The sequence below is a fragment of the Pedobacter sp. UYP24 genome (assembly GCF_054057295.1).
This window is the reverse complement of the sequence record NZ_JBSRZD010000010.1, coordinates 127,609-143,597: the sequence shown is the minus strand read 5'-3', so window position 1 is coordinate 143,597 and position 15,989 is coordinate 127,609. Positions and strand designations below refer to the sequence as shown.

12 protein-coding genes and 1 riboswitch are annotated in these 15,989 nt (G+C 40.3%); of the genes, 5 read left to right on the top strand and 7 right to left on the bottom strand.

Annotated features, from left to right (window positions below):
- Positions 1-220 precede the first annotated feature (220 nt).
- The gene (locus ACVWYN_RS15955; RefSeq protein WP_457289877.1) at positions 221-394 is read right to left on the bottom strand and encodes a hypothetical protein; all 174 of its coding nucleotides are present in this window, start codon (positions 392-394) and stop codon (positions 221-223) included.
- A gap of 185 nt (positions 395-579) precedes the next feature.
- Between ACVWYN_RS15955 and ACVWYN_RS15950 the strand changes: the two genes are divergently transcribed.
- Positions 580-1,953 carry an ATP-binding protein gene (locus tag ACVWYN_RS15950; RefSeq protein ID WP_457289876.1) on the top strand — a complete coding sequence of 458 codons (1,374 nt, stop codon included), beginning with the start codon at positions 580-582 and terminating at the stop codon, positions 1,951-1,953.
- A 223-nt stretch (positions 1,954-2,176) separates the two neighbouring features.
- Here the strand turns inward: ACVWYN_RS15950 and katG are convergent, their stop codons facing one another.
- A complete protein-coding gene (gene katG / locus ACVWYN_RS15945; protein ID WP_457289875.1) occupies positions 2,177-4,450 on the bottom strand; it encodes a catalase/peroxidase HPI in 2,274 nt (757 codons plus the stop codon).
- A gap of 612 nt (positions 4,451-5,062) precedes the next feature.
- Between katG and ACVWYN_RS15940 the strand changes: the two genes are divergently transcribed.
- Both ACVWYN_RS15940 and ACVWYN_RS15935 read left to right on the top strand, forming a co-directional pair.
- The gene (locus tag ACVWYN_RS15940; RefSeq protein ID WP_457289874.1) at positions 5,063-6,811 is read left to right on the top strand and encodes an RICIN domain-containing protein; all 1,749 of its coding nucleotides are present in this window, start codon (positions 5,063-5,065) and stop codon (positions 6,809-6,811) included.
- Between the two features lie 101 nt (positions 6,812-6,912).
- Positions 6,913-7,932 carry an LLM class flavin-dependent oxidoreductase gene (locus tag ACVWYN_RS15935; RefSeq protein WP_457289873.1) on the top strand — a complete coding sequence of 340 codons (1,020 nt, stop codon included), beginning with the start codon at positions 6,913-6,915 and terminating at the stop codon, positions 7,930-7,932.
- 5 nt (positions 7,933-7,937) lie between these two features.
- On the opposite strand, the gene ACVWYN_RS15930 is transcribed toward ACVWYN_RS15935, so the two are convergent.
- The 5 genes from ACVWYN_RS15930 to ACVWYN_RS15910 form a co-directional block, all read right to left on the bottom strand.
- The gene (locus ACVWYN_RS15930; RefSeq protein WP_457289872.1) at positions 7,938-9,215 is read right to left on the bottom strand and encodes a sulfatase-like hydrolase/transferase; all 1,278 of its coding nucleotides are present in this window, start codon (positions 9,213-9,215) and stop codon (positions 7,938-7,940) included.
- A 134-nt stretch (positions 9,216-9,349) separates the two neighbouring features.
- Positions 9,350-10,378: a formylglycine-generating enzyme family protein gene (locus ACVWYN_RS15925; protein WP_457289871.1), complete on the bottom strand. Its 1,029-nt coding sequence runs from the start codon at positions 10,376-10,378 to the stop codon at positions 9,350-9,352.
- A gap of 1,027 nt (positions 10,379-11,405) precedes the next feature.
- The gene (gene tenA / locus ACVWYN_RS15920; RefSeq protein WP_457289870.1) at positions 11,406-12,056 is read right to left on the bottom strand and encodes a thiaminase II; all 651 of its coding nucleotides are present in this window, start codon (positions 12,054-12,056) and stop codon (positions 11,406-11,408) included.
- Complete coding sequence (gene thiD, locus ACVWYN_RS15915; protein ID WP_457289869.1) at positions 12,043-12,876, bottom strand: bifunctional hydroxymethylpyrimidine kinase/phosphomethylpyrimidine kinase; 834 nt, start codon at positions 12,874-12,876, stop codon at positions 12,043-12,045. Before thiD ends, tenA begins: the two co-directional genes overlap by 14 nt.
- Positions 12,873-13,550 carry a thiamine phosphate synthase gene (locus ACVWYN_RS15910; RefSeq protein WP_457289868.1) on the bottom strand — a complete coding sequence of 226 codons (678 nt, stop codon included), beginning with the start codon at positions 13,548-13,550 and terminating at the stop codon, positions 12,873-12,875. The genes thiD and ACVWYN_RS15910 overlap by 4 nt, the downstream gene beginning before the upstream one ends.
- Positions 13,551-13,615: 65 nt before the next feature.
- A riboswitch (TPP riboswitch) is annotated at positions 13,616-13,708 on the bottom strand.
- Positions 13,709-13,929: 221 nt separating this feature from the next.
- Between ACVWYN_RS15910 and prpB the strand changes: the two genes are divergently transcribed.
- Both prpB and prpC read left to right on the top strand, forming a co-directional pair.
- Positions 13,930-14,829, top strand: a complete 900-nt coding sequence (prpB, locus tag ACVWYN_RS15905; RefSeq protein WP_457289867.1) for a methylisocitrate lyase — start codon at positions 13,930-13,932, stop codon at positions 14,827-14,829.
- Positions 14,822-15,976, top strand: coding sequence for a bifunctional 2-methylcitrate synthase/citrate synthase (gene prpC / locus ACVWYN_RS15900; RefSeq protein WP_457289866.1), 1,155 nt, complete (start codon positions 14,822-14,824; stop codon positions 15,974-15,976). The genes prpB and prpC overlap by 8 nt, the downstream gene beginning before the upstream one ends.
- Positions 15,977-15,989 lie beyond the last annotated feature (13 nt).

Here is a 15,989-nt window from a genome sequence, read left to right as displayed (position 1 = left end):
GTAGGGATGCGGTATCTGAGGCCATAAAAGGTGAGTCGATAAAAACCGCAAAGCTAAATTTTTAATCCCTGCTCCACAACATTTGGCATTGATCCCTTAAAATGCAACAAATGCAGTTTTTGTGTTCGATAACCATAAGGTCAACCCTATGGGATAAATGAGAATTAGGCAACAAAAAGTTTCATTATAGACAAAAAATAAAGTTTTTAAGTGTTCGATGTCATCGCTCCTTTTCATCAAAAATATATTCTTCTACTACCAATTTGGCTATCTTATCCATAAATTCTAATATCTCCCAAACTTGGTCCCGATTAAAAATTAGACCATTACATTTGAATATTTCAAATGCCTCATCTATTGAAATAATGTTTTTGAAGTCTTTTGTTTTGCTCATAAATAATATAATCAATGTCGTCGTAGTCATCCTGCTCAAATCCCTTAGGGAATAATTGACTCCTAAATGGATTTCATAAAACTTTGGTGAGCAATATCAATATTACCCTAGTTATGGGTTTAATTTATTTTAAAACAACCCTAATTTTGGGTTTGATTTTGATGAAAATTACCCTAATTTTGTGAATGTTTAATCGAAAAATATTAGCTGAACTTAATAAATGGTCTAAAAAGAGCAATAGAAAGCCATTGGTTTTACGTGGCGCTAGACAGGTTGGCAAAACGACTGTGGTTAATCAGTTTGCCGAAAAATTTGAGCAATATATTTATCTAAACCTTGAAATTGAATCAGATAGGAAGCCTTTCGATACTTATACTACCATTGACACGCTTATACAATCGTTATTCTTATTGCGTAATTTGAAGTATGCCAACAGAAAGAATACCTTAATTTTTATTGATGAGATTCAAGAGGTTCCGGGAGCGTTTAACATGCTTCGCTATTTTTATGAAGAGTTCCCCGAAATAAGGGTAATAGCAGCAGGCTCGTTACTAGAAACTATTTTTAACAGAGGGATGAGTTTCCCTGTTGGTAGAGTTGAATTTTTAGTGCTCAGACCTGTATCTTTCTATGAGTTTCTAGGTGCCATTGGTGAGGTTGCAGCTTTAGAACAATTGGAATACTTACCTGTAAAAGATTTTGCGCATAATCGGTTAATGGAGTTATTTCATACTTATGCTATAATTGGCGGTATGCCTGAAATAATTAACGAATACGCTACAAATAAAGACTTAACTGCACTTGGCCCTATTTACGAACTGCTAATTGCATCGTACATAGATGATGTTGAAAAGTATGCACGAAACGATTCATTGCTTCGCGTTATTCAACATTGCATAAGGGTTAGCTTTGCTGAAGCGGGTAAAAGGATAAAATTCCAAAACTTTGGTCGGTCTAATTATAACTCTAAGGAAGCGGCAGAAGCATTAAGAACATTGGAAAAGACTTTTTTATTATCCTTAATCCATCCTACAGTAAGCACCACATTGCCATTAATGCCGGATTATAAAAAATCACCAAGGTTACAAATTTTGGATACCGGAATGATGAATTATTTTTTAGGTGTACAGGGAGAGCTATTGGGCACAGCCGATTTAAGCAGTATGTATCAGGGGACTATTATTGAGCACCTTACTGGTCAGGAAATTCTTGCTGAAAGGTTTAATATATTGAGTAGTCTAAATTTTTGGGTAAGAGAAAAGAATAGTTCTACCGCAGAAGTGGATTATGTTTATCCTTTTGAAGGTAAGTTGATTCCTATTGAGGTGAAATCGGGTAAAGAAGGCACATTGAAATCGCTGCATTTGTTTATGGATGAGGCCAATCATGCTTTTGCTGTACGGGTGTATGGTGGCAAACTGATGGTAACCGATGTAACAACAGCCGCTGGTAAAAATTATAAACTATTGAACTTGCCTTATTATCTAATTTCTCAGCTTGATGCTTACCTAAATCTCTTTACAAAAAATAAACCAGTTACAACAACATTACCATTTTGATAAGTCACATGATAATAGCATTAAAATAAAGTATCAATATACCCTAGTAGAGATTTCTGAAAATTCTCTACTAGAGAACTTTCCTTACTCGCTATCCAATTCATCAGCCAAATTAATAATACGTTTCAAATCTGACACAAAGGTGTTCGAGAAAATATCAGTAAGGTTCACAAGATTTCATAAACATAAAGCCTCTGATTGTTAGATCAGAGGCTTTATGTTATTATAAATCAAATCTATCCAGATCCATCACTTTACTCCATGCAGCTATAAAGTCCTTCACAAACTTGTCCTTGGCATCTGCACTTGCATAAACTTCAGCCACAGCTCTTAGTTCCGAATTTGAACCAAACACAAGGTCTGCGCGACTACCTGTCCATTTTACCTTACCTGTAGTACGGTCGCTCCCTTCATAAAGCTCCCTGTCGGGAGATACTGCTTTCCATGCCGTACGCATATCCAGCAGGTTTACAAAGAAATCATTGGTCAGCAAGCCTGGACGTGAAGTAAAAACACCATGATCAGATCCATCAAAATTTATGTTCAATGCACGCAAGCCACCAATCAACACAGTCATTTCAGGGCTTGTCAGCGTTAGCAATTGTGCTTTATCGATCAACAACTCCTCAGTGGAAACAGGGATTTTCGATTTGCGGTAGTTGCGGAAACCATCAGCTAAGGGCTCAAGAAAGCCCATAGATTCCACATCCGTTTGCTCCTGTGAGGCATCCATACGACCCGGAGTAAAGGGAACGCTGATGGTATGCCCTCCATCTGCAGCTGCCTTTTCAACCCCTGCACATCCTGCGAGTACGATCAAATCTGCCAGCGAGACTTTTTTACCACCTGCTTGCCCGGTATTAAAATCCTGCTGAATGCCTTCCAGTACACCCAGCACTTTTTGCAATTGTGAAGGGTCGTTCACCTGCCAGTACCTTTGCGGGGCCAGACGTATACGGGCACCATTGGCACCACCCCGTTTATCTGAACCACGAAACGTAGAAGCGGAAGACCAGGCAGTAAAAACCAGTTTAGATACACTGAGTCCAGATGCCAGGATTTTAGATTTCAAGCTTTCTATGTCCTGCTCATTTATCAGTACATGATCCACCGCAGGTATAGGATCTTGCCAGATCAATTCCTCTTGCGGCACATCCGGCCCCAGGTAACGCGCTTTCGGACCCATATCGCGATGTGTCAGCTTAAACCAGGCACGAGCAAAGGCATCTGCAAATTCATCAGGGTTTTCTAAAAAGCGACGGGATATCTTTTCATACGCAGGATCCATTCTCAAAGCAATGTCTGAAGTAAGCATCGTAGGAAAATGTTGCTTTGTGCTGTCATGCGCATCTGGAATTATCTTACCTGCATTGTTAGCGATCCACTGATGGGCACCTGCAGGGCTTTTCGAAAGCTGCCATTCAAAGCCAAATAAGTTCTCAAAGAAGTTATTACTCCATTGCGTAGGCGTTGTAGTCCAGGTTACTTCCAGTCCGCTGGTAATCGTGTCGCCACCCTTACCTGTACCGAAACTATTGCTCCAGCCAAGACCTTGCATACCCAGATCGGCCGCTTCAGGTTCTTTGCCTACATGTGTGGCAGGTGCGGCACCGTGGGTTTTACCAAAGCTATGTCCACCAGCTATCAGGGCAACGGTTTCTTCATCATTCATAGCCATACGCCCAAAAGTATCGCGGATATCCCTGGCAGAAGCAATGGGATCAGGATTGCCATCAGGACCCTCAGGATTCACATAGATTAGTCCCATCTGTACAGCAGCAAGCGGATTCTCCAGATTACGGGAATGTATGTCACCATCTGCATCATCGTCAGAAACAAGTACACCATGCTTTTTATCTATACCATCAGAACCATGGCCATATCGGAGGTCGCCCCCCAACCATGTGGTTTCAGCACCCCAATATACATCCTCAGAAGGCTCCCAGACATCTTCCCGTCCACCGGCAAAACCAAACGTTTTAAAACCCATTGACTCCAATGCCTCATTGCCGGCAAGGATCATCAAATCTGCCCATGAAATCTTGCTGCCATATTTTTGTTTGACAGGCCACAGCAACCTGCGCGCTTTATCAAGGCTCACATTATCCGGCCAGCTATTTAGCGGGGCAAAACGCTGCTGTCCCATCCCTGCACCACCACGTCCGTCACCTACACGATAAGTACCGGCACTATGCCATGCCATGCGGACAAACAAAGGGCCGTAATGACCAAAGTCAGCCGGCCACCAGTCCTGGGAGTCTGTCATTAGTGCATGAAGATCGGTCTTCACACCTTCCAGATCAAGACTATTAAAAGCTGCAGCATAGTCAAAATCCTCACCTACCGGGTTTGATAAAGAGGAGTACTGACGCAAAATATTTAACTTTAAATGGCTGGGCCACCAGTCGCGGTTTTTAGTACCACCACCGCCAACATTATGCTTCATCGTACCATTGTAAAATGGGCATTTGCTGATATCATTTGATTCTTTTTCCATGTATTTTAATTTTATGGTTATCGAAATTATTTGCTGCTCATTTTTAGAGTCCTAACAAATTTATGATATTGAACTGGATAATCACAATCACTTAATTCTATGATCAAATAGTTAAAATCGATTAAGTAAAAACGCTTTTATTTAGTAAGTACCTCACTGTCCCGCCATTTTCAAACAAATCGTGCGACACAAAATACCCCACGTTCACCTTACCGTTTACCTTAATGGCGGTAATACCCCTGCCCTTTCAAGATTTCTTAACCGTAAATGTCTTACCCTAGCGCTAAAGCATCCATAATTCATAAACCGTTTATAAGCAAGTAATTGGCAGATAAATCAGTATTACCTCGCCAAGTTTGATCTTTTGTACCATTAAGCCAAGTTTATCCAATTCGTTTTGAACCAGCATAATGTCTCAAATGTATTATTTGAAATTCATAATAACACTCCGAACTTATTGGGGGCAAAAATAGCTTCATACAGCTAATTTGCTAATTATATTAGTGCTATACCTGCCCCTATTTCAATAAAATTATTAGATTTATATTCCAAATATAAAGGGACTCCAATTCCCTGACTATTAAAACGATTTAATTTATACAATTGTTTATTATGAAGAGAAAAAGTACGATTTATGTAACACTCCTTAGTATGTTTACCTACTTAATGTTTATGGTGGGCTGTAAAAAAAAAGACACATCCCTTACTCCAGATCTGTTGGATAACATTATTCCGGCGCTCAACATTAAAAGTGCCTTACCAGCAAACTATAATTACTATTTTTTGCAAAACATGGTTAGCGGGTTAGCTTTAGAAGTAAATGTAGCTGCTCTACTTACCGATCGAGCTCTATTACAACAGTATAAATATTCGGGAACGGGCATTGCAACCAGTCCAAATCAAAAATGGATATTGGTGCAGATTAATACAGAAGTTGCCAGTATAAGTGATACTACTACCTTTAGAATATTGAATGTAGGTAGCGGGAAATATCTGGAATCGCCCAACAATACATCAGGTTCCCAACTTTGGCAAAATAAATTAACTAATTCCAAAAACCAGCTATGGTACCTTAAGAAAAACCCGATTAATGGCAGCTACGAAATTGCAAATACAGGCAATAACATGGCAGTTACGAATCACAATAACTCATTAATAAATGCCGGAATAGTAACGCAGGAAACTTACACTGGCACAACCAACCAATTTTGGGCCTTAGCCGGCGTCGCGGCCGAAGGCCACCGAGATGATGAGGTGGTCAACTTTTTTCACCGGCCTAAAATAACAGGTACTACCGTTGCATTTGACCAAGGTAATAGTGTGCCACTAACTTATGGCAACAATAATGGTAAGGTATTATGGATAACGCAAGATGCCTACGACGCCAATCAATTGCAATCGAATGGAGCATTTAATTGTGGTGCAATTTTCAATTATCATAACTCCGCTTTTTTACAACCTGCAAGCCGTAGCTGGGATCCTGCTTTGAGCCCAAATATTACCAATACAAGCTCAAACGGAAAACCGTTACAACTTGTTCCCAGTCCGGGGTTATCCGATAATAATTCATATAGTTGGACAGGTACTGCTGTTGAAATAGGTAATCAAATTATAATGGATACAGGTGAAGGGAACAATGGCGTTACTCCTAATACATCAAACCAGGCATTATATAGCATTACTGAGAATGATAATGGGTTAAACTGGGGTAATGCGTTGAGAATTACCCCGAATGGTATGACGGGGCAAACAACTTATACCTATCATATTGGACTGGTGAAAAAACCTACTAATGATACCGTTTATGCCTATGGTTCATATAATACCTATTTCAACTCACAAAACCTGCTCATAGCACGCTTCGCCGCAAGCGCGCCCGCTGTTTGGACCTATTGGACCGGTACAGGCTGGGGCTCGTTGCCTTCCATAGCAGCGGCGGCGCTAATACATATCGGCACAGGTACCACTACGCAGCAAAATGCATCTGTGGCATACGTAAATGGCAAATATGTTTTAATGCAAATGGACGAAGGCTTTTTTTGCGACCCTACGAAACATAATATATACCTATCTACTTCAAACAGCCCCACTGGCCCATTTACTGCTCCGGTGCTTGTTTACTCCATTCCAGATACTTATCAAGGCCACATCGCAAAATATTATACAGGAATCATACACCCGGAATTTAACAACGGGCATAATGAATTATTGCTTACATATAGCTTAAATTATAACGGACAAGGGGGCACTTGTACAATCAATACCTGTACATCTATAGATGCAAGTGGCACAACCGGTTTAGACCCTAATTTTTACCAGGTCAAGGGTGTACGAATTCCTTATTCTTTAATAGGATTATAAAACATAAAAGCCAGGCGAATGGATATTCCGTTGATATTATTGCTAAGGCATGACCTGCTCAAACCTCATGGTTATTACATTTGTTTATAATCAATTAAAGAATGAAGAATATAGGATTTTTATCATTCGGGCACTGGTCAGACCATCTCCAATATCAAACCCGTACAGCGGGTGATACTTTGCTACAGTCGATTGATCTGGCAGTTGCCGCAGAAGAAATCGGTTTGAACGGTGCATATTTCAGAGTTCATCATTTTGCAAGACAATTGGCCTCCCCCTTTCCTTTGCTTTCGGCCATTGGTGCTAAAACCAATAAAATAGAGATCGGTACGGGCGTAATCGATATGCGCTATGAAAACCCATTATATATGGTGGAAGATGCCGGATCTGCAGATCTGATTTCCGGTGGCCGTTTACAATTGGGACTAAGCAGGGGTTCGCCTGAACAAGTGACCGAAGGTTGGCGTTATTTCGGGTATCAACCTGAAGAGGGAAAGACTGATGCCGACATGGGGCGACAAAAAACTTTGGAGTTTCTAGATAAATTAATGGGCAAAGGGTTTGCCAACCCAAATCCTAATCCAATGTTTCCTAATCCACCAGGACTATTGCGATTAGAACCACATTCAGAAGGTTTGCGAGATCGGATATGGTGGGGAGCTGGGTCTAATGCAACAGCAGTTTGGGCGGCAGAAAATGGCATAAACCTGCAAAGTTCTACTTTAAAGTTTGATGAGAGTGGAAAGCCTTTCCATATCCAACAGGCAGAACAAATCAGATTATACAAAGAAGCCTGGCAAAAAGCTGGTCATAAGCGCGAACCAAGGGTGTCTATAAGCCGCTCTATTTTCGCAATCGTTAATGATCAGGACAGATCTTACTTCGGGCAGGCTAAAGGTGCTGATAGTTTTGGTTATATTGAACCTGATAAACGCGCAGTTTTCGGAAAAAGCTATGCAGCCGAACCTGATCAACTTATTAAAGAACTGTCTATGGACGAAGCGATACAGGAAGCGGATACGTTGCTATTGACCATACCGAATACTTTGGGCGTTGATTACAACATCCATGTACTTTCTACAATTTTGGAACATGTAGCCCCTGCCCTGGGCTGGCGATAACCAGTCTAGGGTAGTTTTGGCAGCGATGTCCACCAACTGAGCAATTTTTCTATAAGCGTGCTGGTTATTTTTGGCTCAGTTGCACTGAGATTCGTGGTTTCTTTTTTGTCTTTAACAATATTGTAAAGTTCAATATTACCTCCATCGTTATTCATCAAAAGTTTCCAATCTCCTGATCTAACAGCGAGATTTGGACTTTTATCTGGTGATTTTGGATAACGAAATGCAATATCGTTTCTACCATATTCCCAATACATATCTTTGCCTCTTTTAGATGGCTTGCCCTCAAATAAAGCACTTCTATCCACCCCATCACCTTTATAGCTGTCTGGTAATTTCAATCCTGCCATTTTAGCTAAAGAGGGTAGTAAATCGGTCGAGTTTATTTCAGAAATGGTATCTGTTTTACCTTGTGGAATATGATTTGGCCAGCTTACAATGAATGGCATTCTAGTGCCGCCTTCGTAAAGCGATAGTTTTGAACCTCTTAACCCTTGCGCTCTACTTCCCCTAAAACTTGGCAAGGGTCCATTGTCACTGGTAAAAATTACGATAGTATTTTTATCTGCACCCATTTTTTTAAGTCCATCTAATAATCTACCAATTTGAATATCGTACTCTTTAACCACCAATTTGAATGCTGCTTCTTCTTCAGGATTCATTGGAAACTTGCCCATATATTCTTTCTCAGCTCTTGGCACCCAAGGAGTATGCACATCGTCTGGCCATAGGTTAATAAAACAAGGTTGGTCTTTATGACTTTCCATAAAGGCCAAAGTTTTATCAACGAAATAATGTGTTCTATCCCACCTTTTAATACTGTCCTGATCAGACCAGATCCAATTGGTTGCCGTAAGCAGTGGGTCTGGATCCGGACTTTCGTAAGTGCTGTTATGCGCATCAAAACCGTATTTCTCAAATCCTGGAGCGTTTTTAACATCACGGCCACCTCCCATATGCCATTTTCCAAAATGCCCGGTGGCATAACCTGCATTTTTAAAAAATTGAGCCATACTTGGTGCTTCAGTGCTCAAAAAATCAGTCTGCTCCGCAGCTCTATTGTGCTTCTTATTGTCTAAATAAGTGGTAAAATTCCATCTTGCAGGATACATTCCGGTGAGTATACTTACTCTTGATGGTGAACAGATTGGTGCAGCGCTATAATACTGATGAAATTTCATCCCATTTTTAGCTATTCGATCAATATTGGGGGTAGGAACAAATTTTCCACCAAAAGTACCTACATCACTAAAGCCCATGTCATCAGTTAAAATTATAATCACATTTGGCTGTTGTTTTTTGGTTTGCCCCGTTACTAATAAGCAAAACAACATTAAACAAGTGGTAACAATTAAGGAACGAATATTTACCTGATACATATATTTGTTTTTAAATTTAAACGGTTATAAAACCTTTATTATTTAGAAGCAACACACCTAAAACCTGTATTTTCCAAAGCCGTATCAGTAGAGGATTTCATCCTCCCACTAACTCGATATCCGCTGCAATAGGAAACATTACACATAAATGATCCTCCTTTGGTTACCTTTTTAGGGACATTGGGTTCCATTGGGTCATTACTATTTGCAGAACCCTTTGGATTAACTGTCGTTTTCCCATGAATAGACTGGTAATAATAAGCGTCATACCAATCAGCAGTCCACTCCCAAACATTACCTGCCATATCATATAGTCCGTAACCATTTGCCGCAAATGACTTTGCAGGCGCAAGGTTTTCGAACTTATCCCAAACAGTATTATTGATAGGAAAATTGCCCTGCCAGGTATTTGCTTTTGCTTTACCAATTTCAATAGGTTCGTTTCCCCATGGATAAATGGCGTTCTTTATTCCTCCTTTTGCCGCATATTCCCATTCTGCTTCAGTAGGCAAACGTTTGCCGGCCCAATTTGCGTAGGCTACGGCATCATCCCAACAAACTTGAGTTACCGGATAATTATCTTTTCCCTTTATTGAGCTTTTAGGACCTTCCGGATGTCTCCAATCTGCCCCAGCTGTCCAATCCCACCATTCTCCAGGGTTATTTGTATCAACCGGATGATTTGGTATTTTAAAGGTTAGTGCTGCCGGGACCAATAACTCCTCAGCTGGTTTTGGTGTTCCGGGTGGCAGCTGCTTTTTAAGTTCTTCCCAATCGGGTTTTCTTTCTGCCACGGTTTTATAACCAGTAGCCTCAACAAAAGCGGTAAATTGTTTATTTGTTACTTCGGTTTCGTCTATCCAAAAACCATTTAATTCTACCTGATGAGCAGGGTATTCATCCTCTCGTCCGTTTTTATCACTTGCCCCCATTATAAAATTGCCACCAGGGATGTATTTCATACCGCTGTGAGATATTGCATTTGCACTCATTACGGTCAATGAGTCCGCATTTTTTGCCTTAGCACCAAAACGCGATGGCAGGTTGCTGGAGCAAGTAGCAACCATTTTATGAGGTAAATTTTTAGTAGGTTCAGCATTTTGCTGACAGGAGCTTATAAAAATTAGCAATAAAATAAATATGCTGCTGTTGTAGTTATGAGTTATGGTCATATAAGTCTTAAAGCCATTGTAAGGTAAGTATCTAAAATAAGAATTACGATCAGGTAGATTACTCTTTATGCACAGCCATTTGACCAATTTCCGCCAATTTCTATAAATAACCAAATCTGTTTTCGAACCCACTATCTGTAAGTACTGGCTATCGCCATAAGAATTTTATATCAATCGTTTCCAAGGGAGGTAGATTATCCAAATCTCAAAGCTATTTCCAGAGTAATTTATAGGGGATGTTTGGGACTGAAACCATGTTAACAGGTACTTTAGTGCGGAAAAGGGTACCTTTAGTGCTACAAGATAGCTAGTAGCCTGCACCAAGCATGCTTCAAGCGATGTATCTGCTATAGATATTATACGAATAAATCCATAGTTGAATCGCTCAAAGGTACTCCTTTCCAATTGCGATTTTGAAACCACTTAACGTCAATATTCTTCCACAAAAAAAATTCTTTTGGTTTAAACTTACAGTAAGTATTTGTTACAGGAAATAGCTTGAAACTCGCCCCAATTAATTCACCAAAACAAGCTGTAAATTGAGCATAAAATCAATAGTTTTAGCGAAATAAAAAATGTACTTAAAGCACTGTAAATCAATACGTTTAATTCGAAAAAATCCGAATTTATATTTGTAAATCTTAATTATTTTACCTACCTTTGTAATTGTAATAAAACGAGCTTTTCCTAAGCCACAATTATAGTAATCTATCGGTTAAATCCGAAGAATTTATGTACATCAGGAACACTCTGCCATTGCTGATCAGCAAAAAATAATAGGTAAGTGTTCCAGTTTCAATTTTTTAATTAGTCGACTAGTTAAATTTAAACTGCCAGCTGTGATAGCAGGCAGCAGTAGTTCATTGACGTATTAAAAGCCGCTAAGGCTTGGAATTAAATTTTAATGCATCTCCCCTCTTCCTCATTTCCAAATTTTCAAATCGTATGCTGATTCCCAAAAATGATGCTCCATTCTTGATGCGGTAAAAAAAGCAGCAGTCATTCTAGCCCTGATTTCAGGCGTGGCATTTTTTGCCGCATTATCGCATATATCAATTGCTTTTTGAACAGCTATAGCAAATTCATCACCAGCATAGGTATTAATCCATTTCTGATACGGATTGTTATGTGATTGCTGATTGTTGTAGATATAGTCGCCAACCTTTTGGTAAATCCAAAAACAAGGTAAGGTTGCTGCCAAAGCCACTTCTACAGGTTCAAAAGCGGCCGTACTTCTTAAAAAATGAATGTAATGATGACAAGCAGGCTCTGCTAATCCCTTATCACTTACCTCAAAATCTTTAAAGTAGGATTCATGAAGTGCGTTTTCCACCACAACAGCATTTTCGGCAAAACGGATGTAGGTCAGTGCATCCTGAACATCATGCAGTTTCGCTCCAATAAGTGCAAGTGTTCTTCCAAAATGTTCCAGATAGATCGAATCCTGGGCAATGTAAAACTGGAATTTCTCTTTCGTTAGACTTCCATTGGCCAATTCTTCAATAAAGGGCATTTTCAATATTGAATGATAAATCTCTTCTCCTGCTTGCCAGGTGTGTTCAGACCATTTCATTTTTGATTAGTTTTAAAGGGTTAAAAAAATGATTTAGAGGACCATTTCCTTTTCCTGTTTGTACATCTTTTCCATTTTCAATGGCAGCGTAAACGTATGTCTGACCAAGTTTTACTGCTTCATGCAGACTTTTGCCCTGGGCGATAAATGAGGCAATTGCAGATGACAATGTACAGCCAGAACCGTGTGTATTATTGGTTTCAAATTTCGCGGTTTCAAAAGCATAACAATGATTGGCCTCGTCAAAAAACAAAGAAGTAATTATGGGTGTTGACTGATGGCCTCCTTTCAACAAGATATTCTTACAGCCAAGCGTTTTAACCTGTTGTGCTGCAATTTCCATGTCGGCCAAAGTATTGACTTCCATCTTTGCTAAGATGGCTGCTTCACCCATATTTGGTGTAATGATAGTCGCGATGGGAAATAATTTGTCGATTATCGTCTGGATGGTTTCCTCTTCAATCAGCCGGTGACCGCTGGTCGCAACCATCACAGGATCAAATACAATGGGTACTTTTTTGTACTTACTGAGGGTCTCCGCAATCTTTTCTACCAATTCTGGTGTATGGACCATACCTATTTTAATGGCGTCTGGAAAAATGTCCTCAAAAATGGCATCAATTTGGTCTGCAACAGCATCAACGGAGATCGGATAAATTTTGCGTACACCTTGCGTGTTTTGCACTGGTAAAGCGGTAAGTACTGATGTGGAATAGCAACCCAATGCGGAAATCGTTTTGATATCTGCCTGAATTCCAGCTCCTCCACTCCCATCAAAACCTGCAATGGTCAATACGGATGGATATTTATATTTCTTCATGATAAAATTTCATTTTTCAAATCATTCGCGGCCCTTTGTGGATTTTTGGCTACACATATGGCCGATACCACGGCGATGCAATTTGCTCCGGCGCTGATTACCGCTTTGGCATTGTTTTGATCTATGTGACCAATGGCTACCAAAGGCTTTTTGGTCAGCCTCCTGATTTTTGTAATTCCTGCCAGTCCCCATTCGGTTACCGTATCTGTTTTCGTATTGGTTTTAAAAACCGGACTAATTCCTAGATAATCAGCGATTTCTACCTGTTCATTTTCCAGCTGACTGAGGTATTCAATAGAATAGCCAATTACCTTGTGCCGGAATTCCGCTTGCATTCTTAATTGCCCAGGTTGTATATCATTATTTCCAACATGGATACCTGCCGCATTTACCTTGACCGTAATGCCTGCATGATCGTTAATAATCAGCGGGATAGCCATTGCTGCAGCAGTCGCTTCCATTTTGTCTGGTACAACGCTAATGTTGATCACCAGCGCGTGTGCGATTCCAACCATATCGGCAACTTCCGCTTTTGCATGTGCCATAATTGGGGAAGCTCCTACCGCCAAAAGTGCATTGGCTGTATTGTTCATCACTACGTAATTGGTAATGTTGTGTACTAGCGGAGATTGTTGTTTTACAGATTGGGTGTGTTTCCAAAGATTTTTTTCCATTGCTATTTATTTGAATTAAATGGCTTTAGGAAAATCTAAAAACAAAAGAAGATACATCGTAAATTGATGTCTTTTTTGCTTTTCCCTACGACGGTATCATCCGTATCAGGTTCAAAGGGACTGTCTCAATTCTTTTCAGAATACCCCTAAAGCACTGCAAACATAATGGATATAAGTAATAATTCCAATTTAGTAATGATAAGGTTTGCTGATTTTGAATCTATATATTTGCTTTTAATAAATAGTTCTTAAACTTTATTTCATCAACCGGAAAAGGCTGCCTTAAGCAGAATGGGAAGGATGATAGAGAAGTTATCAGTCGGGCTTCCTGACTATTCTGAATGGACTAATGAAAATTTATTTTCTAAAATAGTTAACAATGCAGCCAAATAACCTTGCCTCTGCCGGGAAAAAATTTAAAGAGGCCTTAAAAAGTGAACAACCACTCCAGATTGTTGGAGCCATTAATGCCAACCATGCCTTGTTAGCTAAGCAGGCAGGTTTTAATTGCATTTACCTTTCTGGTGGTGGTGTTGCTGCTGGTTCACTCGGTATTCCAGATCTTGGAATTACTACATTGGAAGATATATTGATTGATATCCAACGCATCACGAATGTTTGCGACCTTCCCCTTTTGGTAGATGTGGACACCGGTTTCGGACCCTCTGCATTTAATGTTGCACGTACCGTTAAATCAGTGATTAAAGCTGGTGCCGCTGCCATTCATATCGAAGACCAGGTTGGTGCAAAACGTTGTGGACACAGACCGGGGAAAGAGATTGTGACCAAAGATGAAATGGTTGATCGTCTGAAAGCTGCTGTAGATGCCAGAACGGATGAGCATTTTGTAATTGGTGCCAGAACAGATGCATTTGCTACTGAAGGGCTGGAAAAAACATTAGAAAGGGCTATTGCTTATAAGGAAGCTGGTGCTGATTTTATTTTCGCCGAAGCCGTTCCTGATCTTTCCTTTTATCAAAAATTTGTTGATGCCACAGGCATTCCAGTCCTGGCTAACATTACCGAGTTTGGAATGATCCAGATGTATACCGTTGATGAGCTTCGGGCTGCTGGCGTAGGAATGATCCTATATCCGCTTTCGGCTTTTCGTGCAGCCAACAAGGCAGCAGAAAATGTCTATCAGCACATCCGCAAAGATGGTACACAAAATAGCGTATTGGACACGATGCAAACGAGAGAAGAACTCTATAAATCAATAGGGTACCACGACTATGAACAAAAATTAGATAATCTTTTTAAAAAAAATAAAAATGGTTGATCATAATAAAATACCTGATTTCAAGCCAAAAAAAAGTGTAATGCTTTCTGGTATTGTCGCCGGGAATACTGCCTTGTGTAGCGTTGGTAAAAGTGGCAATGACCTGCATTATAGAGGCTATAATATATTAGACCTGGCAGAAAATGCAGAGTTTGAAGAGGTGGCCTATCTGCTCATCTATGGTAAGTTGCCCACTAAACCTCAGTTGACAAACTATAAAATCAAGTTGAAGTCGCTCCGTGGATTGCCTAACTCCATCAAGAATATTTTACAACAGATTCCTGCTGCTGCACACCCCATGGATGTGATGCGTTCTACTGTTTCTGCCATTGGAAGCATCCAGCCGGAGAAAGACGACCATAGTGTTTCAGGTGCAAGGGACATTGCCGATAAATTGCTGGCTTGTTTCAGCTCTGCATTGTTGTATTGGTACCATTTTACCCACAACGGGAAAACCATTGAAGTAGAGACTGATGATGATTCTATTGGCGGCCATTTCCTGCACCTGCTGCATGGAAGAGCACCTTCAGCATCTATGGTACGGGCCATGCAGATTTCACTTAATTTGTATGCAGAGCATGAATTTAACGCCTCTACCTTTACCAGTAGGGTTATTGCAGGAACTGGATCTGATATTTATTCGGCCATTACCGGTGCAATAGGTGCTTTAAGGGGACCAAAACATGGTGGCGCTAATGAAGTGGCTTTTGACATCCAGAGCAGGTACAATTCTGCTGATGAAGCTGAGGAAGACATCCGCAAACGGGTAGCAAATAAGGAAGTAATTATTGGTTTCGGACATCCGGTGTATACCATTTCAGATCCTCGAAATGTGGTAATTAAAAAGGTAGCAAAACAACTTTCTGAAGAGGCTGGTGATCTGCTCTTGTATCAAATCGCAGAGCGACTGGAGACGGTGATGTGGGAGGAAAAGAAAATGTTCCCCAATCTGGACTGGTTCTCAGCAGTTTCCTATCACCTGATGGGTGTTCCTACTTTAATGTTTACGCCACTTTTTGTCATCTCCAGGGTTACCGGATGGAGCGCGCACATCATCGAGCAAAGACAGGATGGTAAGATTATCCGACCAAGTGCAAATTATACCGGACCGGAAAACAGGGATTTTGTTTCCATTGAAAATCGTTAGAATCAATCGTTTA

Bases quoted from the DNA above. Each gene is read 5' to 3' on its own strand.
- ACVWYN_RS15955 (WP_457289877.1), bottom strand. From the start codon at position 394: ATGAGCAAAACAAAAGACTTCAAAAACATTATTTCAATAGATGAGGCA.
- ACVWYN_RS15950 (WP_457289876.1), top strand. From the start codon at position 580: ATGTTTAATCGAAAAATATTAGCTGAACTTAATAAATGGTCTAAAAAG.
- katG (WP_457289875.1), bottom strand. From the start codon at position 4,450: ATGGAAAAAGAATCAAATGATATCAGCAAATGCCCATTTTACAATGGT.
- ACVWYN_RS15940 (WP_457289874.1), top strand. From the start codon at position 5,063: ATGAAGAGAAAAAGTACGATTTATGTAACACTCCTTAGTATGTTTACC.
- ACVWYN_RS15935 (WP_457289873.1), top strand. From the start codon at position 6,913: ATGAAGAATATAGGATTTTTATCATTCGGGCACTGGTCAGACCATCTC.
- ACVWYN_RS15925 (WP_457289871.1), bottom strand. From the start codon at position 10,378: ATGGTTGCTACTTGCTCCAGCAACCTGCCATCGCGTTTTGGTGCTAAG.
- tenA (WP_457289870.1), bottom strand. From the start codon at position 12,056: ATGAAATGGTCTGAACACACCTGGCAAGCAGGAGAAGAGATTTATCAT.
- thiD (WP_457289869.1), bottom strand. From the start codon at position 12,876: ATGAAGAAATATAAATATCCATCCGTATTGACCATTGCAGGTTTTGAT.
- ACVWYN_RS15910 (WP_457289868.1), bottom strand. From the start codon at position 13,550: ATGGAAAAAAATCTTTGGAAACACACCCAATCTGTAAAACAACAATCT.
- prpB (WP_457289867.1), top strand. From the start codon at position 13,930: ATGCAGCCAAATAACCTTGCCTCTGCCGGGAAAAAATTTAAAGAGGCC.
- prpC (WP_457289866.1), top strand. From the start codon at position 14,822: ATGGTTGATCATAATAAAATACCTGATTTCAAGCCAAAAAAAAGTGTA.